The following is a 25924-nucleotide window of genomic DNA, read 5'->3' as shown; positions in this document are numbered from 1 at the left end:
AAACGGCAAGGGAGCGTCTATGCGGGCGTCGCGCGCATCAGCGGTTCTGGCTCGGCATGCGGCTCATCGGTATCGCGTCCACCGAAAAGGTGCGCCAGGCGCCGCACCGAAGGTTCACGCACGATGGAGTTGTGGTCGTCATCGAACACGCTGACCGTGACGCCGCCGTGCCCGAGACGGCCCAGTTGCTGCTCTGCCAGCATGCTCGACATCCCGCGCTTGTCGCGTGCAGCGAGCGCGTATCCGATGCGCGTTTGCACCTGTTTCGGGTGATGGCGTGCGAGCGCCACCGCGCTCACGGCATGCAGCCGCGCGATGTGGTCGAACATCGCGGGCTGGGCCCGGCGGCGCACGTCGGCGAGATAGAAGTCCTGGTCGAGCATTGCATCGAAACGCGGGTCGGCCAGCCATCGCTCGACTGCCTGCGCGCCGTCGTCCGGCGCAAGATCAGCGGCCAGTGCGCGCAACCGCGTGGCGAATTCGCCGTCGTGGAGCGGGCTGTCGACGATCATCAACGGCGGGGCGCTCTCGCCCTCCGACTCCCACTGCGCGGCCATTTCGTGCGCGACGATCCCGCCGAACGACCAGCCGCCGAGCAGATCGGGCTGCCTGCCGTGCGTCGCGAGCAGCGCCGCGCGATAGCGCGACGCCAGTTGCGCGATCGAAAGATACGCGGGCGCATGGCCCTGGTCCGCGTACGGATGACGGATCGCGACGACCGTCGGATCCCCCGGCCATGAGGCGGCCAGTTCCTGATAACACAGCACGTTTCCACCGACCGGATGCACGAGCGCCACGAGCGGCCCGCCCCCCTCGCGCAGCGTCACGACGAGGCCGACGTCACCGCCCGCTCCGGCCGGTCGTCGCGGATCGGTCGCGAGGACTTCGCGAGCAGGCGCGTCACCGTCCGTCGCGGCGAACCACGCCGCCAGCGTCTGGAGCGATGCGCCGCGCGCCAGCATGGCGATCGGCGGCATCTTGCCGAGCCGTTGATGCAGGCGGACCCGCAGCTCCGTCAGCGCCAGCGAGTCGAGCCCCTGGCCGACGAGCGAAAGCCCGTCGTCGAGCACGACGGTATCCGGGGCGACCGCTGCCGCGATCGTGCGCAGCGTCGCGACCATCTGCGCCGCGCCCGCCGGTGCCGCGTCGGCGCAATCGGCCGCGCTCGAATGCGGCGGCCGGGCCGCCTCGCTCGATGCGACGCCACTTCGTCGGCGCACCGGGCCGCGCCCCGCTTCGGCGAGATCGGGGAACGGCAGCTCGAAACGCTCGGTGTCGAACGCGTAACCCGGCGCTTCGGCCGGCGCAGGCGCATTGCCGTACAGCTTGTGCCATGCGATCTTCTGCCCTTCGCCGTAAAGACGTGCGCAGCCATGGGCAAAGCCGGTCGCTTCGGTTTCCTCATCGCCTTCCGGGCCGTCCGCGAGCGACGCGATCGCGCATTGCCATTCGCCGCCCGCGGCGGCGCGCGCGAGCTTCGACAGCGCCGCGCCGGGTCCCACTTCGACGAAGAGCGTCTTGCCGTCCGAGGCCGCGAGCAACGCGTCATGAAAACGCACCGGCTGTTCGACGAGATCGAGCCAGTGCTCGACGCCGGCGATCGCATCGGTCGCGACGGCGCCCGTGAGGGTGGAGACGAGCGGAATCGACGGCGGCGCGAACGTCAGCGGTTCGAGCGCACGCCGGAACGCTTCGCGCATCGAACGCAGCATCGGCGAATGGCCCGGCGTGTCGTAGGTCTTCAGCAGCGACACGCGTTTGCCCGCCGCGACCATCGCGTCGTGCACGCGCGCCACCGCTTCCTGCGTACCGCTCACGACGGTCTGCCCCGGCCCGTTGATGCCGGCGACGAACAGATCCGTCCCGAACGCGAAGCGCGTGGAGAGTTCGTCGGCCGCGGCAGCCACCGCGAGCATCGCGCCGGCCGGCGTCGCGGTGTCGAACAGTCGGCCACGTGCCTCCACGGCGGCGAGGCCGTCGGCGAGCGACATCACGCCGCCGATCACGGCGGCCACGTGCTCGCCGAGCGAATGCCCGATCAGCAGGTCGGGCTGTACGCCGAGTTCCATCCAGGTACGCGCGAGCGCATAGCACACGACGAAGTGGGCCAATTGCCCCGGATGATGACGCACCGCTTGCGCGCTGCGGCCGACGATCGCATCGAGCACGTCGCGCGCCGTCTCGCCGCCCAGCAGGCGCAGGCACGCGTCCGCGTGTTTGCGGAACAGGCCGTTGCCGTGGTAGAGATTCCCGCCGACGCCCGGCTGCCATGCGCCCTGACCGGGCACGAGAAACGCGACGCGGGGCTTGCGCGGCGGTTCGCCCGCATGCCAGTTCCCGGACGGATCGCCCGCGAGGAAGGCGTCGAGCGCGTCGATGAAATCCGCTTTCGTCGTGCCGACCAGCGCGACGCGATGATCGAAATGATCGCGCCGGACGTTCGACGTGTGACACGCATCGCGCAGCGGGACGGACGTGCCCGCAAGCCACGCCCGCCATGCCGCCGCGACACGCCGCCGCGCGTCCGGCGAGCGCCCGGAAAGCGTCAATACGCGTTCGCGCTCGATCGGCGCACCGGCGTCCGATACGAGCGCCGGCGCGGACAGAATCAGGTGGACGTTGGTCCCGGTGATGCCGAAACCGCTCACGCCGACCAGCGTCTCGCCTTCGCCGAGCGGCGTGCCTTCGCGCGGAATGGCGAGCTGCGCGCCTTCCCAGTGAAACCGCGGGTTCGGCGTCTCGAAGTTCACCTGCGCGGGCACGTGCCGGTGCCGCAGGATCAGCATCGCCTTGATGAAGCCGGCCATGCCCGCGGCGCCCTCCAGATGCCCGAGCTGCGACTTCACGGAGCCGACGAGGATCGGCTTGTCGCGTGCGACGGCACGCGCATAGACGTTACGCAGCGCGGAAAGCTCGATCGGATCGCCAAGCGCCGTGCCCGTACCATGCGCTTCCACGTACGCAACCGCTTCCGGCCGAACGCCCGCCCGCATCATCGCCCGGCGAATGACGGCTTCCTGGGCCGCGCCGTTCGGCGCGGTGAGACCGTTGCTCGCTCCGTCGCTGTTGACGGCCGACCCGATCAGCACCGCATCGATGCGGTCGCCATGCGCGAGCGCGTCGTCATGCCGCTTCATCACGATCACGCCGCCGCCTTCGCCGCGAATATAACCGTCGGCGCTCGCGTCGAACGGACGACATTGCCCGGAGATGGACATCGCCTGGAGCCGCGCGATGCCGATCGTTTCCTCCGGCCCGAGGATCAGGTTCACGCCGCCGGCGATCGCGACGTCGCATTCGCCGCCCTGCAGGCTCTGCGCGGCGAGATGGATCGCGACCAGCGACGACGAACAGGTCGTATCGACGAAGATCGCGGGCCCGCTCAAGCCCAGTATGTGCGCGACGCGCCCGGGGGCCATCGCGCGCAGGTTGCCGAGCTTCGAATAGGTGGTGATGCGCGATGGATCGCCGGACCAGACGGTGCGCCGGCCATAGTCGGCCTCGCCGATCGTCATGAAGACCCCGACGTTCCTGCCGCGCAGCCGGCCCGGCGCGATGCCCGCGTTCTCGAGCGCCGCCCATGCGAGTTCGAGCATCCAGCGCTGCTGCGGATCCATCTCCATCGCCTCGGCCGCCGAGGTGCGGAACAACTTACGGTCGAAGCGGAACGGATCGTCGACATAGCCGGCCACGCGCGAATACGTGGTACCGGGCTCGTCCGTATCCGGCGAATAGAACGCATCGACATCGAAGCGTTCGCGCGGCGTTTCGCGGATCGCCGTGCGTCCGGAATTCAGCAGCGTCCAATAGCTCGACGCACAGGACGCGCCGCCCGGAAAACGGCACGACATGCCGATGATGGCGACCCGTTGCGCTTGCGTGTTTGACTGGTTCATACCGTCCTCTCGGCGGGAAGGGTTCATCCGGCCTAGTGGCGGTTCGCCGCGGCGAGATCGTCGCTGCTGCTCGCCTGGACGAGCACGGCCATGTTGCCGGGCAGGTGCCGGTTCTCGCGGATCTTCGCGTGCGCGTCCGGCAGGCGGCTCCATGGAAACACTTCCGACAGGCACGGGTCGATCTTGCCGCTCATCACGAGCCGGTTGGCCTGCGACGCTTCCTTGAGGTTCGCGAAGTGGCTGCCCTGAATGCGTTTCTGGCGCATCCACACGTAGCGCGCATCGCAGGTCAGGTCGTAGCCGCTCGTCGCCGCGCAGAACACGACCATGCCGCCGCGTTTCACGACGTAGCAGGACGGGGCGAACGTATTGCGGCCCGGGTGCTCGAACACCATGTCGACGTCGCGCTTTTCGCCGAGTGCAACCCAGATCGCCTTTCCGAACTTCTTGACTTCATCGACATAGGCCGCGTACTCGGCCTTCGCATCGACGGGCGGCGGCGCGCCCCAGCACGAAAAATCCGAACGGTTGATCACGCCCACCGCGCCGAGCCGCTTGACGAACTCGGCCTTCGACGCATCGGAGACCACGGCGACGGGGCGTGCACCTGCCAGCGCCGCGAGCTGGATCGCCATCGTTCCGAGCCCGCCCGCCGCGCCCCACACGAGCACCGATTGCCCCGCGGAAAGCACGTGCGGCTTGTGACCGAACAGCATCCGGTATGCAGTCGCGAGCGTGAGCATATAGCAGGCGCTGGCGGCCCACGTGAGGTGTTTCGGGCGCGGCATCAGCTGCGTCGACTGCACGCGCGCGAACTGCGCGAACGAACCATGCGAGGTTTCGTAACCCCAGATGCGTTGCGACGGGGACAGCATCGGATCGCCGCCGTTGCATTCCTCGTCGTCGCCATCGACCTGGGAGCAGTGCGCGACCACCTCGTCGCCGACCTTCCACTTCTTCACGTTCGACCCGACGGCCCATACGATGCCCGCCGCATCCGAGCCGGTGATGTGATACGGATCGTCATGCAGGTCCAGCACCGAGAACGGCTGGCCGAGCGCCGCCCACACGCCGTTGTAGTTGACGCCGGCCGCCATCACGAGCACCAGCACGTCGTTCGGGCCGAGCGATGGCACGTCGACGATTTCGTTCGTGAATGCGTGCTGCGGCTCCCCGTGGTTCTCACGGCGAATCGTCCACGCGTGCATTTTCTTCGGCACGATGCCCAGCGGAATCGCGCTGCCGATGTCGAACAGTTCCGGCGCGTTCCTTCTCGTTTCGACAACCAGATCTATCGTTTTGGTATCCATAACAATATTCATGAAAGAGTTGATCCGATAAGCGTTGTACTCGCGCTAGGCCGCCCGTGACGCGGTCGTGCGCATCACGTCGCGGCCATCCCGCCGTCCACCGACAGCGCGGTGCCGGTCATGAACGAGGACGCGTCGCTCGCGAGGAACGTGACCGCCTCCGCGATTTCCTGTTCGGTCCCCAGCCGGCCGACCGGATGAAACGCCTTGATCTGGTCGGTCATGCCGGTTTCATCGAGAAACTTCTCCACCATCGCCGTCGCCACGAACGCCGGGCAGATCGCGTTGACACGGATATTCTGCTTCGCATATTCGAGCGCGGCCGCTTTCGTCAGCCCGAGGATGCCGGCCTTCGACGCGTGATAACTGCAACCACCGAATGCCGATGCCACGAGGCCATACGTGGACGACATATTGACGATCGCGCCGCCGCCCGCTTTCAGCATTTCCGGAATTTCGTATTTCATCGAAAGGAACATCCCTTTCAGATTGATATCCATCACGTAATCCCAGCTCGCCTCGTCGGTATCGGCCACGGCTTTGCCGAATGCCTCCACGCCAGCGTTATTGAACGCGATATCGAGCCGGCCGAATTCACGTACGGTCTGCGCGACCATGTGCGCGCAATCCTCCGCGCTGGACACGTCGGTCTTCACGAACAGCGCCTCGCCGCCCGCGCGGCGGATCTCTTCGACGACGGCCAGACCTTCGTCGATGCGGCGCGACGCGATCGCGACCCGCGCGCCTTCGCCGGCGAACAGCAATGCCGTGGTCCGGCCGATACCCGAACTTCCCCCGGTCACGAGGGCAACCTTTTGATGAAGCTTCAGCATCGTATTCTCCAGTCGCGTTGATATGCAGGCCCCGTCATCACCACCCCAATCTTTTTCAGATCGAATCGCAAATGAATCGTCGGTTCTTGACGGGATGGATTCTAGACGGCGAAAACCCTGCGCCGATGAAAAGTGAAAAAAGTTCAAATTTGATTGTCGGACGGACGAATATCATCGCTGACGTCACGACACTTCACCTTCAATTCATCGGCCTCCTATGCGCGCGAATACGATCACCCGGCATGAACTCGGCATGTCCGTCATTCACGCGATCGGCGACGAAGGCTTCGTCGACCTGAGCGCGGCGCTCGAGCGTCTCGACCCCGATTTCAAGCGATTGCTCATCGAGGGCGCTTATGCCGACATCATCGCGCGCCCCAACCTCTCGCTGAAGCATCGGGAACTCGTCACGGTCGCGGTGCTCGCGACGATGGGCAATACGGATGGTGCCCTGAAATACCACGCGGGCGGCATGCTGAATACCGGCTGGGCGCCGCATGCGGTGTTCGACGCGGCGTTCGAGACGCTCCATTACGCAGGCGTGCCGGTGGCCATGGCCGCGATGCGCCACATCGTCGCGTTGTTGCGCGAGCGTGACATCGATATCGGCCTCGACGTCGATCTTTTCAAGGATTCCGAAGCGGCGATCGCCACGCTGTTGCAACGCCGGCCACGGCCATTCAATGCGCTGACGCCGAAGGAGCGCCGCCTCACCGCGCTCGCGATCGTCATCGCGTGCGAAAACCGGCACGACGCGGTTCGTGCACATGTGAACGCCTGTTTGCACGCTGGCTGGACGCGCAGCGAGCTGACGGAGGTATTGATTCAACTGACCGGCTATATCGGCTGGCCGCTCATCCTGCCCGTGTCCCGCATCGTGCTCGACGTGTTCGATGCGTTCGGTGCGCTCAACGCCGCGCAGGGCGGCTCGGCGGAGATCCAGGCGAACGCGCCGGCCGAGCAGCATGCGCTGCAACGCGACCTGTGTCCGCCGCCAGCGGTAGGCGGCTTCGCGGACATGTCGTCTGCCATCGCGCGTGGCGTCGACCGGCTGGCCAGTGCGGCATCGGGCGACGAGCCGGTCGAGCATGCGAAAGCGCGCCACCTCACGTCAATCGCGTGCCTGACCTGCCTCGCGCGCAATGCCGATGCCCACTCGCTTACCACGCACATCGGCGACGCACGCCGGTCGGGCGCATCGCGGCACGAGATCGTCGAGACCATCGTCGGCGCACTGCCGCATGCCGGCGTGCTGGCCGTGCAATGGGCGCTCGCCGTGGCGCACCAGTCGTTCGCCTCGGCGGATCGGCACGCGGCGCGCGAGCACGGCAACGTGCTGGCCTGAAGACGAAGGCGCTCCGCCTCCCCCATACCATTCGGCACGAACGACACAGGAAACGACGATGAACGATGAAGGCGGATACGATCTCGAGGATCTCATGCCCGGCATGAACGCGTGCTTTTCGAAGACCCTTTCCGAGCACGACGTGCAGCTGTTCGCGAACGCGACCGGCGACCGGAACCCCGTGCATCTCGACGAGGCCTATGCGCAGCGAACGTTTTTCGGCGGCCGCATCGCGCACGGCATGTTGTCCGCCTCCGTGATATCGGCGGCGATCGCGACGCATCTGCCGGGGCCCGGCTCGATCTACCTGTCGCAGGATCTGCAATTCCGCCGCCCGGTCAAGCTGGGCGAAACGGTTCTCGCGACGGTGACGGTCAAGGAGATTCTCGCGAGCCGGCGTCGGGTCGTGCTGGAAACCCGTTGCGAAGTCGACGGCCTCGTCGTCGTGGAAGGCACGGCGGTGGTAATGCCCACGAATGCGGCGGCGCGCAGGAAGGACGCGGCGAGCGTGCAGGATCAGGCGGTTTGACGGCCGATCGAAGCGGGACTGCCGGCGTCGTCGCGCGCGCGACCCGCGATCACGCGAGCCCGCTTCGTCGCCGATGATCGACGCCTGACGTGCGACATGGGTACGCGCTCGGCCGGCCGCAGCGATCGCATGGGCGACGCACCGGCGGGCCAGCACGTCGCTCGGCATCGTCGTCGACGAGACGATGTTCGCCGGCGCCCCCGTCGACCACGACGATTCAGCCGCACGGCCGCCACGCCGTCCCTGCCGCGCTACGCCTTTTTCGAATAGGCGCTGCACCAGCCTTTAGCATTGACCTGCTTGCCGCCGAAAATGGCGCACGGCCCCATCCCGGCGCCGGCCTTGCCCTGGAAGAACTGGCAGTTCGAGCAGGTCTCGCCCGCCTGGAGTTTCGGGAACTTCGCATGGTCGACCCGGCTGGCATCCGTCTTGTAGCCGAGCGTCTGGGCATTTGCATCGGACTCCTTCACGGCACCGGCATCCGCCGCCGCCGCGCGGCGTCCCAAGGCCAGTGCGGATGCCAGAACGGTGGTGGTTGCGATAAAACGTCGGCGTGAAAACTTCATGGCGTCCTCCTCCGTGTTTGCGTGAACGGATGTCCGCGAATCGGCCGTCGAATGAATCAGTGGAAGAACAGCGCCCGCATCCCGAACGTGTGATGCGCTTCCGCCGCCATCAGCACCATGAGCACCAGCAGGCACAACGGCGGGATCAGGATCGCATACACGAGTGCCAGCCGCTCCCACATCATGTGCATGAAGATCGACACGATCAGCCCGGCCTTCGCGATCATCAGCACGACGATCAGCACCCAGCGCGGCAGGCCCTGCACGTTGAAGTAGTCGACCAGGTACGACAACGTGCTCAGCACGAACAGCAGGCCCCAGATCTTCAGGTAGAGGCCGATCGGATGCTGCTGGCCGTGTGGGGCGTCGGGTCGATCGGCGGGATCGGTGTGCTCCATGGCCTGCCTCACCACAAATAGAACAGCGCGAAGATGAACACCCACACCAGGTCGACGAAGTGCCAGTACAGGCCGGCGATTTCGACGATCTGGAAGTTGCCGTGTTCGGCGAAACCCGGCTGCCGGATCTTGCGTGCGATCAGCAGCAGGTAGATCACGCCGCAGGTCACGTGAAAGCCGTGGAAGCCGGTGATCGTGAAGAAGCACGCGCCGAACTGCGCCGCGCCCAGCGGGTTGCCCCAGGGCCGGATACCTTCGTGGACGATCAGCTTGGTCCATTCGAGGGCCTGCATCGACACGAAGCTCGCGCCCAGCAGCGCGGTCGCGAGCAGCAACGCGCCGGCGCGCCTGGCGTTGCGCCGGTAGCCGAAGTTGACCGCCATCGCCATGGTGCCGCTGCTGGTGATCAGGATGAACGTCATGATGGCAATCAGAAGCAACGGCACATCCAGGCCGCCCACCGTGAGCCCGAACACCTTGGACGTGTCGGGCCACGGCGCCGTGGTCGACATGCGCACCGACATGTAGCCGATCAGGAAGCTGCTGAAGACGAACGTGTCCGACAGCAGGAAGATCCACATCATCGCCTTGCCCCACGGCACCTTGAAGGCTTCGCGGTCGGCCGACCAGTCGGTGACGATGCCGCGCCAGCCGTCGGGCCGGGCGTCGGCGGGCCGGGCCGCCGGCGATTCGGCAGCGGATTCGGTGTGCACCGTGGGCGAGGTCATGGCGCGGCTCCATACAGCGGCCCGCAGATCGCGGCGACGATCCCGGGTGTAAGCCACCACATCGCCGCCAGCAGCACGAGCCAGACCGCAAGCAGGAAATGCCAGTAAAGCGCGCACAGCGCGATGGCGCGCCGGGCCCGGAATGGATCCGCGCGCCGGAGCTGCGCGATCGTCACGGCCCACGCCACGAGCCCGCCCAGCACATGCAACCCGTGCAGGCCCGTGAGCAGGTAAAGGAAGCTGTTGGACGGATTGACGGTGACGGTCTGCCCGGCCGCCGCCAGCATGTGCCAGGCGGTCAGTTGCCCGATCACGAACACGGCCGCCAGCACGCCGCCGCCCACCAGCCACGCCATGCGGTGCACGGCCGGTTGCCGGGCACGCTGCATCGCGACGCTTGCGAGCACCAACGCACCGGTGTTCCACCACAGCAGCGCCGGATGCGGGATCGGCTGCCAGTCGGGTTCGCGCATGCGCATCGCATAGGCGAGCAGCAGCAGCGAAAACAACGTCGTGGCGACCGCCATGAACACGATCAGACCGATGCGGCCCGCGTGCGGCAAGCCGGGCGGCGCGTCGGGAACGAAGGGGCGCGGCAGCGTGGTCATTCGCGGGCCTCGCCGGGGTGAAGCGTCGGATGGACCGGTTCAGGCGCCGTCGCGGGCGGCTGGTTTTGCGGCACGAAGTCTGCCCCTTGTCCCGGCGGACTGTATTCGTATGCCCAGCGATAGACGACCGGCAGCGCCGCGCCCCAGTTGCCGTGCACGGGCGGCGTCTGCGGCGTCTGCCACTCCAGCGTGGTGGCGCGCCACGGATTGCCGTCGGCACGCCGGCCGTGCACGAGGCTCCACGCGAGATTGAACAGGAACAGCAACTGCGCCGCCGCGACGATCAGCGCGACGACGGTGATGAACGTGTTGAGCGTCTGTGCCGAATGCGGAATGAAGCTGTAGCCCTGATAGGCGTAATACCGCCGCGGCATGCCAAGGATGCCGAGATAGTGCATCGGGAAGTAGATCGCATAGGTGCCGACGAAGGTGATCCAGAAATGCGCGCGCCCGAGTCTGTCGTCGAGCATGCGGCCCGTCACCTTCGGGTACCAGTGGTAAATGCCGCCGAACACCACCAGGATCGGCGACACGGCCATCACCATGTGGAAATGCGCGACCACGAAGTACGTGTTCGACAGCGGGATGTCGACGCTCACGTTGCCGAGGTAGAGCCCGGTCAGCCCGCCCAGCACGAAGGTGCTGACGAAGCCGATGGCGAACAGCATCGGCACGGTCAGGTGGATATCGCCGCGCCACAGCGTCAGCACCCAGTTGTAGACCTTGAGGGCGGTCGGGACGGCGATGACGAGCGTGGTCGTCGCGAAAAAGAAGCCGAAGTACGGATTCATGCCGGCGACGAACATGTGGTGCGCCCAGACCACGAAGCTCAGCGCGCCGATGACGACGATCGCCCACACCATCATCCGGTAGCCGAAGATGCTCTTGCGCGCGTGCGTGCTGATCAGGTCCGACGCGATGCCGAAGGCCGGCAGCGCGACGATGTAGACCTCCGGATGCCCGAAGAACCAGAACAGGTGCTGGAACAGCAGCGGGCTGCCGCCGGCATGCTTGAGCGTCTGCCCCATCGACACCACGGCCGGGATGAAGAAACTGGTGCCGAGCGTCCTGTCGAGCAGCATCATGACCGCCGACACGAACAGCGCCGGAAACGCCAGCAGCGCCATGATGGTCGCGATGAAGATGCCCCACACCGTGAGCGGCATGCGCATCAGCGTCATGCCGCGCGTGCGCGCCTGCAGCGTGGTGGTCACGTAGTTCAGGCCGCCCATCGTGGCCGCGACGATGAAGATCGCCAGCGACACGAGCATCAGCACGATGCCCCATTCGACGCCCGGCGTGCCCGGCAGGATGGCCTGCGGCGGATACAGCGTCCAGCCCGCGCCGGTCGGCCCGCCCGGCACGAAGAAGCTCGCCGCCAGCACCAGCACGGCCAGCAGGTAAACCCAGTAGCTCAGCATGTTGAGAAACGGGAACACCATGTCGCGCGCGCCCAGCATCAGCGGGATCAGATAGTTGCCGAAGCCGCCGAGAAACAATGCCGTCAGCAGGTAGATCACCATGATCATCCCGTGCATGGTGACGAACTGGTAGTAGTGGTTCGCGTCGATGAAAGCGAACTTGCCCGGAAAGCCGAGCTGCAGCCGCATCAGGTCCGACAGCACGAGGCCCACCAGGCCGATGGCGATGGCCGTCAGCGCGTACTGCACGGCGATGACCTTGTGGTCCTGGCTCCACACATAGCGGGTCCAGAAGCTGTGCGGGACATGGTCGAGGTGCGCGTAGGGCATGGCATCCGCTCCGTCAGGGTTGGGCTGCGCTGCTTGCGGGGGCCGGCCCGCCTTGCGCCTTGATATAGGCCACCAGCGCGGTCAGTTCCTGCTCGCTCAGGTCGAAGCGCGGCATGATCGGCGAGAAGCCCTTCACGACCCGGGCCGTCGGATCGCGGATAAACGCGCGCAGGTAGGCTTCGTCCACCTTCGCGGTGCTGCCGTCGGCCATCGTTTCGGTCTTGCCGTACAGGCCCTTCCACGTCGGGCCGACGCGCGGCGTGCCGTCCACGGTGTGACAGGCGACGCAGCCCTTGGCGGCCGCGAGCGTCTTGCCCAGGTCGGCAAGCGCCTGCGCGCTGCCTCCGGCCGCGGCGGGGGCGGCCTGCACGCGGGCCTGCTGCCGTTGGGCGAACGTGGTCTGCTGCGCCAGCCAGCGCGAGAACGCGGCTTCGTCTTCCACCACCACCACGCCGCGCATGGTCGAATGCCCGATCCCGCAAAGTTGCGCGCACAGGATGTCGTAACGCCCGGCCTTGGTCGGCGTGAACCAGAAGGTCGTCACCATGCCCGGCACCATGTTCATGCGCGCCCGGAACGGCGGGACGTAGAAGTCGTGCAGCACGTCGCGCGACCGTGTCAGGACCTGCACCGGCCGGTTGAGCGGCAGGTGCACCTCGGGTGTCTCGATCAGGTAGTTGTCGCGGCCGTTGGGGTCGGCGGGGTTCATGCCGAACGGGTTGTCGTTGCTCATGTAGCGCACGTCGGTCGTGCCCAGCTTCCCGCCGGGGCCGGCGAAGCGGAAGCGCCATTGCCATTGCTGGCCGAGCACTTCCATCTGCAGCACGTTGCGCGGCGGCCGGATGTAGTCGGCGTAGACGAACAGGCCCGGCGCCAGCAACGCCGCCACGCCGACGGCGGTCAGGCCGATCAGCCACCATTCCAGCGGCCGGTTGTGCGGCTCGTAGGCCGCGCGATGCCCGCTGCGGTGGCGATAGCGCACGAGCGCGACCACGATGAACAGGTTGATTGCGACGAAGAATGCGCCGGTGATGACGAGCGTGATCGTCAGCATGTCGTCCATGCGCACCCAGTTCGACGCGATGGGCGTGATCCACCACGGACTGGCAAAGTGAAACCCCACCGCCAGGATGACGATCAGGACCAGGGCAATCGCAAGGGTCATGGGCCACCTCGCTGCGTGTCGCTCTCCGGAGCCGCCGACACCGGGTTCCGCGTCTCCCGCGGGCGCCGCGTGTTCAAGGTCGGCGCGGCGGGAAACGCGATGCGTCAGTCGTCCACGTTCCGCTTGCGCAATCGTTCCAGCCTGCCGTAGGTGATGGCCGCAACCACGCCGAACAACAGGTTGGCCAGCAACGGCCCGGCCCCCCGCTCGGAGACGAACCACGGGAACACGGCCGTCATGACGTAGAAGTTCCACCCATACGCGACGATCCCGAACGCCAGCCCGATGGCGGCTTCCATGCCCACGCTCGAATCGAGGCGGAACGGCGCCATGACCGCGGCGAGCATCATCCCCATGATCGCGCCGAGCACGTAGTGCAGCAGCAGCGCCATCGCCACGATTTCAAGGTTGAATTGCGTCATCTGGCTGAGCGCGCTGCGGCCCATCACCATCGCCGCGATCTTGTGTGTCGGTTGCCAGGGGCTTGCGCCGAGCACGAGCGTCGACCAGACGAATTCCAGCGCGATCACCAGCGCACCGCCCGCGAGACCCGCCACGGCAGCGGCGACCCAGTCGGGCGTACGACGCGCCCAATGGTGCGATCGAATGTGCAGTTCCATACGACCTCCTTGTCGACGATTCGACGTCGACGCTTCGGTTCCGACGGCGTCACGCGCATCGGGCCGGCGTCCCTTGCGCGATTCGGCATGGCGGGCAGCGTTGCCGGCGCAACGTGCGAACGGCCCGCTCCGCGCGCGGCCCGCGGTGGCGGCCGTGCGTTCGACGCGACGCGTCGATGCACCCGCGTGTCGGGCGGGCCGGCCTGCTGTCGCGCGTCAGGGAAAGATCGGTGTCGTCGGCTCGGCGCCTTCCAGGTCCGCGTTCGGAAAATGCCGCGCGACCATCTCTTCGATTTCCTGCTCTCGCGATGCCGGCACGTCGGCCATGATCAGGATCTGGCCTTCCTGAATGGCGTCGCGAAATCGCTGGAGTCGCGCATTCGGCTCGGAGATGCCGATCATCGCGGCGGTCCACGCCCCGAAACCCGCTCCTGCCAACGTCAACCCGACGACGGCGCCGCCCGCGATCACGAGCTCCGCCGGCGGAAATACCAGCGCGACGAGGCCGATCAGCGCACCGGCCGCACCGCCGAGCGCGACGCCGCGCTCGAGCGCATGCACGACATCGCTGCTTTGCAGCAACGATGCTTCGGGCAACTGATCGAGTGTGACGCTGTGATTCGCGAGGACGTGGATGTGGCGCCAGATGATGCGCGCGCGCAGCAAGTCATCGACGATCGCCTTCGCCATCAGCGTATCGGGTACGAGGAAATAAAGGCGTCTCATGTTGACACCCCTTTTTGCAATCAATCGCACTTTCCATTCTATGTCAGCATCGGCGGCGCGCCAGGTGCGCGCGGGCCATACGGCGGCGATGCATGCGCGACGCGCCCGCGTGACATGCCAGGGCATGCGCCGCTGATTGAGAGGGGTGCTATCCGCGTTTGCGCAACGGCTCCAACAGGTGCCGCAAGCCGTTGTGATCGATTTCGTGCATCAACGCAAGCTGCCGGCCGATTTCGCCGTGCGGGAACCCTTCGCGGGCCAGCCAATTCAGGTAAGGCCCGGGCAGGTCGGCAATCGGCCGTCCCTTGTATTTTCCAAAGGGCATGGTGACGGTGACGAGTTGTTCAAGGTCTGGGGTTTGCATGCGGGTATTGTGCACGGCTTTCCGCTCGCGTCGGGGGCCGAGCGATCGAAGGCCGGATTCGACCCTTCACGGGAGGCCGAATCGTGACGCAGTTCCAGCGTGACGGCCATCGATCACCTCCGGCCGGCGGCGCCGGTTGCCCGTCGGATCAAGCCTCGGTGAATCCGGATGCGCCGGCCGGATTGACGCACGGACATTCGACGCGGCCGCCCTTTCGGCAACGACCTCACGGAAAGGCCGCTCCAAACCGCCCGCGCCCCGTTTCCGGCCTGCTAGACTGGAACTTCCCCCTGCAAACGATGGAGGGAATCATGTTGTCCGTCTACGTCGTGAAGACTGGCGAGCAATTCCTGTGTACCGCCGAGGATGGCGATATCGGCATGGCACCGGCGGTTGAAGATGCCACGTCGTTTCTTTCGTACGAAGAAGCGGAAAAGGCAGCGCACGCGCATGCCGATCCCGGATACGAAATCGTCGCCGTCTGCGTGCTCAGGCACTGACATGGCGCCCGCTTCCGGGCGCTCGGCGACGTGATGCGGCTGGCGGCTCCGCTGGCGCCATGTGACATCGGCGGCGCGATCGGCTGCGTACGAAATTCCCTGCGAACGGACGAATTGCGTGTCGTGATTCTCGCGATGGGGTCGCCCTGCGCATCAACAGTCCCACCGTGTACGGCGCACGCGCCTTTCCTGAAACGCCCGGCATCCGGCGCGCACGCCTCGTATGCGGCGCTGCCGGGAACCGGAGCGTCGTTGCTCCGATTTATCTATCGTCTGGGGCCTTTCATGCCCTCCGACTCCATGGCCGCATTCCACTCCTCATTCGCCTCGATCGGGTCCATCGCTTCGTCAACCGACGCCGTTGCGCGCTCGGCCGCCGCGATGGTTTCGTCTGCGTCGGAGGCGACATCGCTGTCGCCGTCGCCTGGGGGATGCAGCATGTCCTCGAGCATCGCGCTCAACTCCGACGTGTCCCATGGCAGCCCACGCCGGGTCCGATCCTTGATGTAGTGCCTCACTTCCGCGTCTTGCTCCACGGTCAGCGGCAGCCCTCGGAAGGTGCTTTGGGGGCCAGCGTCGATCATCGCATTCTCCTGTTTCTACGGCATCCTCAGTGTACTCGTCCATTGCGAACATGCGAGCCGCGATGGGTGCGCGCTTGCGGCGGATCAAACGTATGGGCTCGACAGGCGAACAGCGGCCTGGGTCGGTCATTCAGCGGCTCGGCCAGTTTGTCGGGGAGCCGCGAGCTGTTCATACCACTCATTTCCCATGGGGAAAACACGTGTCGCTGAACTGGAGAGCGTCGGGACTCACCCGCCTGCGTCTCCGGACGTCGCCTGCCGCAAGCGAGCCGTCCGGTTTCGACGGCCACGCCCGCAGCCATTCGCTGACGACCTCTCACTTCCGCAGCGAAATCTCCACGCGACGATTGCGCGCGCGCCCCTCCGCGGTATCGTTCGACGCCGCCGGATTGGCTTCGCCGTGACCGGTTGCGGCGAACGCATCCGCTTTCAGCCCGTGCTCGCGCAGATACCCCGCGACCGCATCCGCCCGGCGCTTCGACAGCGCCTGGTTGTGCGCGTCCGAACCGGTCGCGTCGGTATAGCCGTCCACTTCCACGCGCGAGAAATGCCGGTCGCCCTGCCGGTTCAGCAGCGTGTCGAGCGCGGCGGTGGCCGCGGGCGTCAGCACGGCCGAGTCGGTCGCGAAATACGCATCGCCGGTCAGGCTCACCTTCTCGGCCGACACGGGCGCCGGCGCAACGACCGCGGCGGCCGGCGCGGGCGCCGCACCGCACTGGAACACGATCGAATGCGGATCGGCGCCGTCGCGGTACGGCGTGGTGGTGTCGACCAGGCGCACCGGCTCGTTGCCGCACATGCGCGTCGCGACCTTCATGCAGGTCTTCGCGGTCGACAGGATGCCGTGACAGTCGACCTGGAACGTCCGGATGCCGTTTCGCGACTGCAGTTCGTACGCGTTGTACGTCGGCCCCGACGCACTCGAACAACCCGCGAGGGCAACGACGGACGTCAGCAGGGCAAGATGGATGTTTTTCACTTGATTACTCCGAGAATGCGATGGGCGCAGCGTGCGCGGCGCGATGACGCGACCGCACGCGCATGCATTTGCGTTTGCGTTCGGCGCGGCCCGCTCCGGCAACGCGTGCCGGAACGAACCGCTGCGCGCGATCACTTCCACTGATACAGCACGCCCGCGCCGACCACGCGCTGGCTGCCGGCGAAACCGCCGTTCAGCGTCGCCTTCAGGTTCTCCGTGACGCGCGCCTGCACGCCGACCGCCATCGCCTTCTGCCCCTGGAACGTCGCCGTGCCGACCCCCATCGCGAAGTTCGAATCGCGGTCCATGTGCGGGATCGACGCCATCGCGGCGGTCGCGGCGATCCCCTCGCGGGCCATCGAATCGGTCTGCTGGATCTGCTGCTGCATCTGCGTGAGCTGGTTGTTGACCGTGTTCAGGGACTGCGTGAACTGGTTCGATACCGCATTCAGCTGGTTCACGTTCACCGCGTCGGTGCCCTGCGTGCCGGCCGCGACGTTCACGACCTGCCGCGCCGAATCCGCCGAGCCGACCGCGACCACGTTCGAGCGGCCGCCGTCGTTGCTGCCCGCGCCGATCGCGGTCGAGTTGTTGCCCGATGCGGTCGACCCCACGCCGATCGCGGTCGAGCCGTTGCCGGACGCCGTCGAGCTGTTGCCGACCGCCGTGCTGTTCGAGCCCGACGCGACCGCCCCCGACCCGCCCGCCGACGAATTCGAACCGCTCGCCCCCGGCGGCACGTTGCCGCCGGGCGGGTTCGTCGTGTACTGCCCGCCGAGGTTGGTCGTGCGCTGGTCGATCAACGTCGTCAGCTGGTTCGCGACCGAATCGAGCTGCGACACGTTCACCGCGTCCGTGCCGTTCTTGCCGGCGGCCAGCCCGGTGATCTGCCGGTTGCCGACGTTCACTTCGCCGGCCGACGACTGCGGGCTGCTCAGCCCGTACGCGAAGTAGTTCGTCAGCGCGCCGACGGTGGTCAGCGAACCGGCGCCGAGCGCGACGCTGTTCGCGAACGTCGCCGAGGCCCCTGCGCCGAGCGCAAGCGCATCGGTCGCGCTGCCGCGCGCCCCCGAGCCGAGCGCGACGCTGCCCACGCTGACCGCCACCGCGTTGGCGCCTTGTGCGACCGACTGCGCGCCGGTCGCCGTCGCACCGCTGCCCAGCGCGATCGCATCGGCCTGCGCGGCACTCGCCGCCTGCCCGATCGCGATGCCGCCCGGCGCAGTCTGGTCGACGATCGCGCCGTTGCCGATGCCCACGCCGTTGTCGCCGTTGACGACCGTCGTCGGCCCGACCGCGATCGATTCCGCGCCGACGGCGAGCGAATCGCCGGCCGTCGAATTCGCGTGGAAATACTTCTGGCCCGTGACCGCGAACGACTGCAGCGCGCCGGTCAGCTGGCGCACCGTCACCGCATCCTGCTGGCCGGTGCCGTCGGCGACGTTGGTGATCTGGCGGTACGTCCGGTTCGTCGCATCGCCGACCGATACCGCGCCGAGCAGCGTCTGGTCGGTCGTATCGAACGGGATCGACGCGCTGCCGTTGCGGATGATGCCGGAGGCGGGCGCCGTCGCGCGGTCGGCCACCGAACCGGCGCCGAGCGCGATGCTGCCGTCCACGCGAGAAATCGCGTTCGGGCCGATCGCGACGCTGTCCAGGCCGAGCGCCTGGCTGTCCGGCGCGGTGGAGTTCGCGTGGAAGTACTTGATGCCGTTCGCGTTGATGTTGTCGATCGCCGAGCCGACGTTGTTGTTGATCGTGGTGGAGCCGTCGCTGTTGTACGTGACGTACGACGGTGACGAGATCGTGCCGGTGGTCGGATCGTAGGTGGCGCCGCCGCCGATCGCGCCGGCCGTGCTGTTGCCGAGGTTCGTGTTGTTGTTCGTGATCGAGCTCAGGCTGGTCGACAGCGAACCGATGCCGGTCGACGTGGCGGTGGACAGCGAAGTCAGGTTGCTGTTGGTCGAGCTCAAGCCGGTGGACAGCGAGCCGACGACGGTCGAGGTCGACGTGGACAGCGACGTGATCGTGCTGTTGGTCGAACTCAGGCCGGTGGACAGCGAGCCGACGACGGTCGAGGTCGACGTGGACAGCGACGTGATCGTGCTATTGGTCGAACTCAGGCCGGTCGACAGCGAGCCGACGACGGTCGACGTCGACGTGGACAGCGACGTGATCGTGCTGTTGGTCGAGCTCAGGCCGGTGGACAGCGAACTGATGCCCGTGGACGTCGACGTGGACAGCGATGTTACCGTGCTATTGGTCGAGCTCAGGCCGGTCGACAACGACGACACGCCGGTGGACAGCGACGTGATGCTCGATGCAGTCGACGTCGACAGCGAATCGAGCGCCGTGTTCGTCGCGGCGAGCTGCGACCCGTTGATCGCGTCCGTGCTCGACGCATCGACACGCCCGGCCGCGACGTTGGTGATCTGACGTTCGGCGTTCGGCGCGCCGACGCTGACGACGCTGGTCGGATTCGTGCCCTTGTAGTTGTAGATGACGCCGCCGAGCGTTCCGGTCGCAGTCGGATTCGGCGCGGCCGTCACCGACCCGGAGCCGAGCGCGACGTCGCCGGCACGGGTCGCCGCCGTCGCGCCGTCACCCAACGCGATATTGCCGGCCATCCCCGCCGCGCCCGCCGTCGAACCGTTGCCCAACGCGACGCTGCCCTGACCGATCGCCTTGTTGTTGTTGCCGATCGCCACCGCGCCATTGGCTTGATTGGTGACCGTCGCAGATGCGGTGCCGTCGCTATTGGCAATGTTGTTCGCACCACCCGTGAAAGCACCGGTGCCGCTGGCGTAGCTCGGATCGCCGATCGCTACCGCACCGTTGCCGACGGCAGTGTTGCCCGCGCCGATGGAAACCGCCGTGCCGCCCGTCGCGGTGGCGCCTGTGCCGATCGCGACGGCGTTGCCGGAATCAGCGGTGGCGCTGCTTCCCATGGCAATCGCGTTGGCGGCCGACGCACTGGCGGCATCGCCGATCGCCACGGCGGCAGTACCTGTCGCGACCGCGGTCGCGCCGAATGCGGACGAGAACTGACCTGTCGCCTGGCTGCCGGTACCGACTGCCGTAGCACGATAGGTTGGCGTGCCGGTGTTGTTGCCGGCGATCGACGAAGCGCCGATGGCAACACTGCCGTCGTCGATCGCGGAAGACGCAGCCCCCAAGGCGACCGTGTTCGTGGCGGCGGACGTGGCCTGCGTGCCCAAGGCGATCGCATTGGTGCCGGTCGCCGTGCTGGAGGTGCCGGCCGCGAACGCGTTGGTCTGCGATGCCGTCGCGCTGGAGCCCAGGGCGGTGCTCCCTACGCCGGTGGCGAGCGCGAGATTGCCCAACGCCAGGCCGAACTGCTGCGTCGCGCTCGATTGAATGCCCATCGCGATCGAACTGACGCCCGATCCAACAGTGTTCACACCGAACGCAAGCGCGTTGTTGGCGCTGGCCGTCGTATTCGAGCCCATCGCGATCGAATTGGTGCCGAGCGACTGCGTGCCCGAACCGGGCACGCCCGCCGTGCCGCCCCAGCCGATCGCGATCGACGCGGTGCCCTTCGCGCCGCTGTTGACGCCCATCGCCACACCCGAATTTCCGGCAGCCAGCGAGCCGCTGCCCACCGCGACGCCGGCCGCTCCCGAACTCGTCGACTGATTGCCGAGCGCAACCGAGCCCGTATTGATTGCATTCGACGCATAGCCGAGCGAGACGCTTTGTGCGCCTACCGCGCTCGCGCCGAGACCGAGCGCCGCGGCATACTGACCGGACGCCAGCGCATTGTTGCCGAGGCCGATGGCCGACACACCCGTCGCGACCGCACCGCTACCCATCGCCACCGATCCGCTTTGCGTCGCACTCGACAGGTTGCCGACGGCAACCGAAAAGGCGCCGCTGCCAATCGACTGCACGCCCATCGCCACACCGTTGAAGCCGGTGGCCTGCGAATTGATGCCGATGGCCGTCGCGCCGTCGGCCATCGCATGCGCGCCCGGGCCGATCGCCGTGGACGACTGACCAGCCGCCGTCGACAGATTGCCATAAGAGGTAGCATTCACCTGCGACGCTACGGAACCGTTGCCGATCGCCGTCGAACTGGCGCCACCGGTCGCGGAGCCGCCACCTGCCGAATATTGCGCATGCGCACTGGCCTGGAACAGCCCGAGATACGCGGCCGCCATCATCACGACGAGCCGTCTGGGCGAAAGCGTCGGGTTCGTCCCGATGCCCGCGTCTGCCGCATGCGCGGATGCTCTTCTCGACGACGCAACCCGCTTTCCGCGCGCACGATCGAGCTCCGACGCCGCAACCCAGGCGCCCAGTGCTTCGTTCCAGATCGACTTGAACGACTTGTTCATCTTGTTTTCCCTCGGTTCACATGTGCTGGATGACGCAGCAGCGGGCGCGGTGCCAGGCGAAGTGCTGACCGCTTTGCTTTCGCCTGTATCGCGACGTCCCGCCACTTACTTTGCATGACTAATCAAAACAACGTACGGCGGTGCCCGACACGCGCGACCCACGTCGCGATTGCACGATCGACCGCCGCGCATGCCCGTTCGGCGCGCTGCGCGATCACGATCGTCAGTTATCGATTGATGGACATCGACATCGCCGGCCCGACGGCGACATGACGCACGACGCAGCGCGCATCCGCACGTGCGTACACCGTCGCGCCAAACGGAAGGCGACTTCGACTCTCACTGGAAATGCGTCGCTCGGACGCTGGACGAACGGATACCGACCCGCGCCGCGGGTGGCCCGTCGTGTTTCATTCAGGCGGCGTAAGGCGCCGTGCCGTCCCCGGATCTGAAGCATGCGCCGCCGGATCGCTGACGCTGACAGCCGGCACCGGATCGATCGACCCGGTGCGCTGACCTGCCATGCTTGTCGTATTCATATTGTTCGTATCCGCCTGATTCGAAGAGCGCCGCGCGTGGCCGCCGGCTCGGTCGAACCGCCCGGCCGCCGACGCGAAGTCGCCCACCCCTTTTTCGTCCGACCGGCGACGGCCGTTCCGGATTTCCCCGAACAACCGGCCACGCGCCGAACGACCCCGGCATCGAATTAATCAATCGAATTTGTTTGACGATTTCTTGTTGCCCGATGCCTCAAACACCCGGAAAACCTCACCGCTTCGCGACTCGCCTTTCACATCGAGCGATGGCGCGAACGATGACGTTTTCATTACCTCGTGCCCATTATTTTCGTTGCCTCGTCCCATCATGCGGGAATGCCATTCTTCAATGAAACGTTGAATACTGGATGCCCGGACGGCGATGACAACCGCAATCTTTACAGCAGCCGACGTCCGTGAAAGAACCGATTCCAGCCGCGTCAGGGCTAGTTTGCCGACATTCCCTCAAAAAAACCTTTTCTGCGGCGGACAAACCCTTTTCCAGAGCGGACTGCATTTACATTCATACATATTGGAAGGCAACCCGATTTTCACGACAACGCAATATCGATCCCGAATCGGCCGGAAATTAATCGAACGATTCATGATTTAGCGAACGTCATTACACATCGCCATCGAATTTTCGATAATTCGAGTGCGAATTCATGATTCGGGCCATTTCAACTTCGACAATCATATAATCGGAAATAAAGACCGAAATCAACGAAGTCGACTCGGCATATTTTCCCTGCCCTTTTCCCGGAAAACGGACGACACCGCCGCATACTCGCGACGCCGTGCGACAAGCCCACACGCGCCGCACGGAATCCCGCCACCGGCGCTATTGTCGGCATATAATTTTTTGCAACAATCGTCCAGATAACGATGTTGACGATCTGATCGGCCCCCCTCCCTTCCAACGCGTTCGCAACCATGCCATCCCGCTTGCCCAGTCCGGCGCCGCCTCGCACCACGCCGGATCTCGCTGGCGCACATATTCTGATCGTCGACGACCGCCCGAACGACCTGCGGCTCCTGACCGAAATCCTGCGCACCGCGCAATGCCGGATCAGCGTCGCGTTCGACGGGCTGCAGGCGTACCACCGTGCACAGGCCATCGCGCCCGACCTGATCCTGATGGACGTGCGCATGCCGCGCATGGACGGTTTCGCCGCGAGCCGGCTGCTGGCGTCGACGCCGTCGACGCAGTCCATTCCGGTGATCATCCTGACGGCTGCGGGCGATCTCGACGATCGCATCGCGGGGCTCGAAACGGGGGCGCTCGACTACATCGTCAAGCCGTTCGAACCCGCGGAAGTCATTGCGCGGATCCGCAATCACCTGAAGCGCGTGCGGCGCAGCCAGCCGTTCGCGCACCTGCCCGAACTGCCCGACAGTCCCGACGCGGCCCTCGTGCGCGCGGCGAGCGACGTGCTGCTGCGCGACCTGCGCCATCCGCCGGCGCTGGAGGATCTCGCCAAACAGGTCGGCACGCACGAAAAGCGGCTGTCGCGCGTGTTCCGCGATCATCTCGGCCAGACCGTGTTCGAGTATCTGCGGGACACGCGGCTGCGCGCCGCGATGCACTTCCTGTCGGAAACGTCGATGGGGATCGGCGACATCGCGGAGGAAATCGGCTTCTCCACGCCCGGCAACTTCGCGACGGCGTTTCGCGAGCGCTTCGGCATCACGCCGTCCGACTGGCGACGCCAGCGCCACGCGCTCGACGCGCCGGCCGCACCGGGCGGGCGCCACGGCGATGCGTAGGCGCGGCGCGGCATGGGCGGCGGGTTGTCGCGCGGCGCTCCTGCTTCTGGCGGCGCTGGCCGCCACGTGCGTCACGTACGCCACGGCCCGTGCCGCAACGGCGCCGAATCCCGCGCAACTCGAAGCCGTATCGGTGTTCGAAGACGCCGGCGCGACGATGTCCGCCGCCGAGGTAGCCGCGCAGCTCGCCGAGCCGTCGCGACGCGCGGCCCCGACAACCGCGACCGCGTTCAACGTGTCGTTTTCGCGCTCGGCGTGGTGGGTTCGCGCGACGCTGGTCAACCGCGACAGCGAGACGCGCCCGCTGGTGCTCGCGATTCGCGACGCGCGCGTCGATCGCGCCGACTTCTATGTCGACCGGCACGGCCAATGGATGCTCGAGCGCAGCTTCCCGGCCGACCGCGGCGACGCGAGCGGTGCGCCGGCGCGCTACCCGACCCTCGACGTCACGCTGCGCGCGGGCGAACGACTCCCCGTGCTGATCCGCATCACGTCGCGCAAGGAAATGCGGCTTGCGCCGGTCGCGTTCACCCGCGACGCGTGGATCGCGCAGGAGTTGCACGCGTCGATGTGGAATTTCGGATTCTTCGGCGGGCTGCTCGCCCTCGTCTGGTGTGCGCTGCTGATCGGCTTCTTTTCGCGCAGCGGCGTGTTTCACGTGCTGGCCGCGCTCACCCTGAACACCGCGCTGTTCGAAGCGGCGTACCGCGGCTATCTCGCGATGCTCCTGTCGCCCGGCGCGCGCGAGTGGTCGACGCGCGGCGAAACGATCTTCGTGTACCTGTCCGTTGCGTGCTTCATCGCCTTCATCCTGATGGTCTCGCATCGCGAGAAGGCGAACATCCCGATGCGCGCGGTGTACATGGTGTTTCTCGCGCTCGAATGCGCGGGGATGACCGGCGCGGCATTCGGCGATCTGGCGACCTTCGCCCGGTTCTGCCTGTGGCTGAACACCGTGCTCGCGCTCGTCAACATCAGTCTCGCACTGATGCTCGTGATCCGGCGCACCCCGACGGCCCGCGTGATGCTGATTGCGGTCGGGTTCGCGACCTTCAACATGCTGATCCGCATACTCGACGGCCGCGATGCGTTGCCGTCCGTGCTGTCATGGATCCACTCCGACGTCTTTCCGAACCCCGTCATCGCGATCATCGGGCTGGCGACGCACCTGCTGGTGCTGGCCGCGTGGATCCACCACGTGGGCCGGCAGCGCACCGAGGCGCGCAAGCGGCTCGAACACTGGCAGCTCACCGAGCAGGACCGGCTGCGCGACGAGGTCGCGCGGCGCACGGTGGCGCTCAACGAAGCGTTGCAGCAATCGAAGACGCACATGCAGCAGAAGATCGAGACGCTCGGCTATGTCAGCCACGACCTGCGCGCGCCGCTGTCGACGATCAACGGCTACGCGAAGCTGCTGCTGCAAGGCGCGACGCGCGGGCAGGCGCGGCTGATCCGGTCGATCGACCGCAGCATCCGCTATCAGCTCGCGTTGATCGACGAATTGCTCGCGTTCACGAAGGCCGAACTCCAGCCGCTCGGCGTCGTGCCCGATCGCACCGACCTGCCCGGGCTGCTGGACGACATCGGCCACTACGCGGCCGCGCTGTGCGAGCAGCAGCACAACCGGTTCGTCTATCGGCCGGTCACGGCGCTGCCGCGCACGGTGCGGATCGACGGCATTCGCCTGCAACAGGTATTGCTGAACCTGCTGTCGAACGCATCGAAATTCACGCGCGACGGCACGGTCGCGCTGTCGGTTCACGCGTCGCGCGAAGGCGATGCATGGCGCCTGCTGTTCGAGGTCGCCGATACGGGCATCGGCATCGACATCGGCGCGACCGATGACATCTTCCGCGCGTACCAGCAGGTGCAGGCGGTGAACGGCGGCACCGGGCTCGGCCTGTTCATCGCGCAGCGCATCGTCGCCGCGATGGGCGGCGAGCTGGCCGTCGCGAGCCAGCCGGGCGTCGGCACGACGTTCTCGTTCGCGGTCGTCGCGCCGGCCCTCGGCCATGCGCTCGCGCCGGCGTCGGGGCTCGTCAGGCGGTTTGATCCCGCCGTCGAAGCGGAACCGGCCAGCGCCGCGCCCGCGATGCGCTGCCCGCCCGCCGACGCGCTCGCCGAGCTGATCGCGCTCGCCGGCGAGGGCCGGCTGACCGATATCGAGGAATGGCTCGGCCAGTATGCGGACGAGCCGGACCATGCGCCGTTCGCGCAGGAAGTGCGCGCGCACCTCGATGCGCTGGACTTGCCGGCGATCGAAAGACTGGCCGGCTCGCTGAAACGCACGCGCGTCGCGGATACGTCGTTCGACACCGAGGCGGACACGACCGGGCCGGCGTGACGGCGCGGACGCAGGCG

20 protein-coding genes are annotated in these 25924 nt (G+C 66.7%); 5 read left to right on the top strand and 15 right to left on the bottom strand.

The annotated features are described in order from the left end of the window. Positions 1–17: 17 nt before the first annotated feature. From J8I35_RS01055 to J8I35_RS01045, 3 genes are all read right to left on the bottom strand, one after another. The gene (locus tag J8I35_RS01055) at positions 18–3896 is read right to left on the bottom strand and encodes a type I polyketide synthase (RefSeq protein ID WP_209924238.1); all 3879 of its coding nucleotides are present in this window, start codon (positions 3894–3896) and stop codon (positions 18–20) included. A gap of 32 nt (positions 3897–3928) precedes the next feature. Continuing rightward, positions 3929–5206, bottom strand: coding sequence for a crotonyl-CoA carboxylase/reductase (gene ccrA / locus J8I35_RS01050; protein WP_209924237.1), 1278 nt, complete (start codon positions 5204–5206; stop codon positions 3929–3931). A gap of 74 nt (positions 5207–5280) precedes the next feature. Next, a complete protein-coding gene (locus J8I35_RS01045) occupies positions 5281–6039 on the bottom strand; it encodes a glucose 1-dehydrogenase (protein WP_124555198.1) in 759 nt (252 codons plus the stop codon). Positions 6040–6292: 253 nt separating this feature from the next. On the opposite strand from J8I35_RS01045, the gene J8I35_RS01040 reads away from it, so the two are divergent. Both J8I35_RS01040 and J8I35_RS01035 read left to right on the top strand, forming a co-directional pair. Then, on the top strand, positions 6293–7384 hold the full coding sequence (locus J8I35_RS01040) for a carboxymuconolactone decarboxylase family protein (RefSeq protein ID WP_209924236.1): 1092 nt from the start codon (positions 6293–6295) through the stop codon (positions 7382–7384). Between the two features lie 58 nt (positions 7385–7442). Further along, positions 7443–7913 (top strand): MaoC family dehydratase, encoded by a 471-nt coding sequence (locus J8I35_RS01035; protein ID WP_124555073.1) that lies wholly within the window; start codon positions 7443–7445, stop codon positions 7911–7913. Positions 7914–8164: 251 nt separating this feature from the next. Here J8I35_RS01035 and J8I35_RS01030 read toward each other — a convergent pair whose 3' ends face one another. The 9 genes from J8I35_RS01030 to J8I35_RS00990 all read right to left on the bottom strand — a co-directional run bounded on the left by J8I35_RS01030 (position 8165) and on the right by J8I35_RS00990 (position 14839). Then, positions 8165–8479: a high-potential iron-sulfur protein gene (locus tag J8I35_RS01030; protein ID WP_124630074.1), complete on the bottom strand. Its 315-nt coding sequence runs from the start codon at positions 8477–8479 to the stop codon at positions 8165–8167. Between the two features lie 56 nt (positions 8480–8535). Continuing rightward, positions 8536–8877 (bottom strand): cytochrome C oxidase subunit IV family protein, encoded by a 342-nt coding sequence (locus tag J8I35_RS01025; RefSeq protein WP_209924235.1) that lies wholly within the window; start codon positions 8875–8877, stop codon positions 8536–8538. Positions 8878–8885: 8 nt separating this feature from the next. Further along, on the bottom strand, positions 8886–9605 hold the full coding sequence (locus J8I35_RS01020; RefSeq protein WP_050013532.1) for a heme-copper oxidase subunit III family protein: 720 nt from the start codon (positions 9603–9605) through the stop codon (positions 8886–8888). Then, positions 9602–10213, bottom strand: a complete 612-nt coding sequence (locus J8I35_RS01015; protein ID WP_209924234.1) for a cytochrome c oxidase subunit 3 — start codon at positions 10211–10213, stop codon at positions 9602–9604. The genes J8I35_RS01020 and J8I35_RS01015 overlap by 4 nt, the downstream gene beginning before the upstream one ends. Beyond that, the gene (gene ctaD, locus J8I35_RS01010; protein ID WP_209924233.1) at positions 10210–11964 is read right to left on the bottom strand and encodes a cytochrome c oxidase subunit I; all 1755 of its coding nucleotides are present in this window, start codon (positions 11962–11964) and stop codon (positions 10210–10212) included. The genes J8I35_RS01015 and ctaD overlap by 4 nt, the downstream gene beginning before the upstream one ends. A 13-nt stretch (positions 11965–11977) precedes the next feature. Beyond that, a complete protein-coding gene (locus tag J8I35_RS01005) occupies positions 11978–13129 on the bottom strand; it encodes a c-type cytochrome (protein WP_124592620.1) in 1152 nt (383 codons plus the stop codon). Positions 13130–13233: 104 nt separating this feature from the next. Then, entirely contained in the window at positions 13234–13749 is a 516-nt protein-coding gene (locus tag J8I35_RS01000) for a hypothetical protein (protein WP_089490082.1), read from the bottom strand. Positions 13750–13965: 216 nt separating this feature from the next. Continuing rightward, the gene (locus J8I35_RS00995; protein WP_124555199.1) at positions 13966–14475 is read right to left on the bottom strand and encodes a DUF1269 domain-containing protein; all 510 of its coding nucleotides are present in this window, start codon (positions 14473–14475) and stop codon (positions 13966–13968) included. Positions 14476–14623: 148 nt separating this feature from the next. Further along, the gene (locus tag J8I35_RS00990) at positions 14624–14839 is read right to left on the bottom strand and encodes a DUF3820 family protein (protein WP_050013538.1); all 216 of its coding nucleotides are present in this window, start codon (positions 14837–14839) and stop codon (positions 14624–14626) included. A gap of 311 nt (positions 14840–15150) precedes the next feature. On the opposite strand from J8I35_RS00990, the gene J8I35_RS00985 reads away from it, so the two are divergent. Beyond that, on the top strand, positions 15151–15339 hold the full coding sequence (locus J8I35_RS00985) for a hypothetical protein (RefSeq protein ID WP_050013539.1): 189 nt from the start codon (positions 15151–15153) through the stop codon (positions 15337–15339). 266 nt (positions 15340–15605) lie between these two features. Here J8I35_RS00985 and J8I35_RS00980 read toward each other — a convergent pair whose 3' ends face one another. From J8I35_RS00980 to J8I35_RS00970, 3 genes are all read right to left on the bottom strand, one after another. Then, the gene (locus J8I35_RS00980; protein WP_050013540.1) at positions 15606–15923 is read right to left on the bottom strand and encodes a hypothetical protein; all 318 of its coding nucleotides are present in this window, start codon (positions 15921–15923) and stop codon (positions 15606–15608) included. A 316-nt stretch (positions 15924–16239) separates the two neighbouring features. Further along, on the bottom strand, positions 16240–16902 hold the full coding sequence (locus J8I35_RS00975; RefSeq protein WP_089490186.1) for an OmpA family protein: 663 nt from the start codon (positions 16900–16902) through the stop codon (positions 16240–16242). A gap of 131 nt (positions 16903–17033) precedes the next feature. Beyond that, the gene (locus J8I35_RS00970) at positions 17034–21260 is read right to left on the bottom strand and encodes a YadA-like family protein (RefSeq protein WP_209924232.1); all 4227 of its coding nucleotides are present in this window, start codon (positions 21258–21260) and stop codon (positions 17034–17036) included. Between the two features lie 1469 nt (positions 21261–22729). Between J8I35_RS00970 and J8I35_RS00965 the strand changes: the two genes are divergently transcribed. Together J8I35_RS00965 and J8I35_RS00960 are read left to right on the top strand one after the other, a co-directional pair. After that, positions 22730–23563, top strand: a complete 834-nt coding sequence (locus J8I35_RS00965) for a response regulator (RefSeq protein WP_209924231.1) — start codon at positions 22730–22732, stop codon at positions 23561–23563. Next, a complete protein-coding gene (locus J8I35_RS00960; protein ID WP_209924230.1) occupies positions 23556–25907 on the top strand; it encodes a sensor histidine kinase in 2352 nt (783 codons plus the stop codon). The genes J8I35_RS00965 and J8I35_RS00960 overlap by 8 nt, the downstream gene beginning before the upstream one ends. The last annotated feature ends 17 nt before the right edge of the window (positions 25908–25924 follow it).

It is taken from the genome of Burkholderia sp. CpTa8-5, from assembly GCF_017815045.1.
Lineage (GTDB): Bacteria > Pseudomonadota > Gammaproteobacteria > Burkholderiales > Burkholderiaceae > Burkholderia > Burkholderia sola.
Note: the sequence above shows the minus strand (reverse complement) of the source record. Positions and strands in the feature narration are given on the sequence as shown.

Coding starts and splice junctions, on each gene's coding strand:
- J8I35_RS01055 (WP_209924238.1), bottom strand. CDS start 3,896: ATGAACCAGTCAAACACGCAAGCGCAACGGGTCGCCATCATCGGCATG.
- ccrA (WP_209924237.1), bottom strand. CDS start 5,206: ATGGATACCAAAACGATAGATCTGGTTGTCGAAACGAGAAGGAACGCG.
- J8I35_RS01045 (WP_124555198.1), bottom strand. CDS start 6,039: ATGCTGAAGCTTCATCAAAAGGTTGCCCTCGTGACCGGGGGAAGTTCG.
- J8I35_RS01040 (WP_209924236.1), top strand. CDS start 6,293: ATGTCCGTCATTCACGCGATCGGCGACGAAGGCTTCGTCGACCTGAGC.
- J8I35_RS01035 (WP_124555073.1), top strand. CDS start 7,443: ATGAACGATGAAGGCGGATACGATCTCGAGGATCTCATGCCCGGCATG.
- J8I35_RS01030 (WP_124630074.1), bottom strand. CDS start 8,479: ATGAAGTTTTCACGCCGACGTTTTATCGCAACCACCACCGTTCTGGCA.
- J8I35_RS01025 (WP_209924235.1), bottom strand. CDS start 8,877: ATGGAGCACACCGATCCCGCCGATCGACCCGACGCCCCACACGGCCAG.
- J8I35_RS01020 (WP_050013532.1), bottom strand. CDS start 9,605: ATGACCTCGCCCACGGTGCACACCGAATCCGCTGCCGAATCGCCGGCG.
- J8I35_RS01015 (WP_209924234.1), bottom strand. CDS start 10,213: ATGACCACGCTGCCGCGCCCCTTCGTTCCCGACGCGCCGCCCGGCTTG.
- ctaD (WP_209924233.1), bottom strand. CDS start 11,964: ATGCCCTACGCGCACCTCGACCATGTCCCGCACAGCTTCTGGACCCGC.
- J8I35_RS01005 (WP_124592620.1), bottom strand. CDS start 13,129: ATGACCCTTGCGATTGCCCTGGTCCTGATCGTCATCCTGGCGGTGGGG.
- J8I35_RS01000 (WP_089490082.1), bottom strand. CDS start 13,749: ATGGAACTGCACATTCGATCGCACCATTGGGCGCGTCGTACGCCCGAC.
- J8I35_RS00995 (WP_124555199.1), bottom strand. CDS start 14,475: ATGAGACGCCTTTATTTCCTCGTACCCGATACGCTGATGGCGAAGGCG.
- J8I35_RS00990 (WP_050013538.1), bottom strand. CDS start 14,839: ATGCAAACCCCAGACCTTGAACAACTCGTCACCGTCACCATGCCCTTT.
- J8I35_RS00985 (WP_050013539.1), top strand. CDS start 15,151: ATGTTGTCCGTCTACGTCGTGAAGACTGGCGAGCAATTCCTGTGTACC.
- J8I35_RS00980 (WP_050013540.1), bottom strand. CDS start 15,923: ATGATCGACGCTGGCCCCCAAAGCACCTTCCGAGGGCTGCCGCTGACC.
- J8I35_RS00970 (WP_209924232.1), bottom strand. CDS start 21,260: ATGAACAAGTCGTTCAAGTCGATCTGGAACGAAGCACTGGGCGCCTGG.
- J8I35_RS00965 (WP_209924231.1), top strand. CDS start 22,730: ATGCCATCCCGCTTGCCCAGTCCGGCGCCGCCTCGCACCACGCCGGAT.
- J8I35_RS00960 (WP_209924230.1), top strand. CDS start 23,556: ATGCGTAGGCGCGGCGCGGCATGGGCGGCGGGTTGTCGCGCGGCGCTC.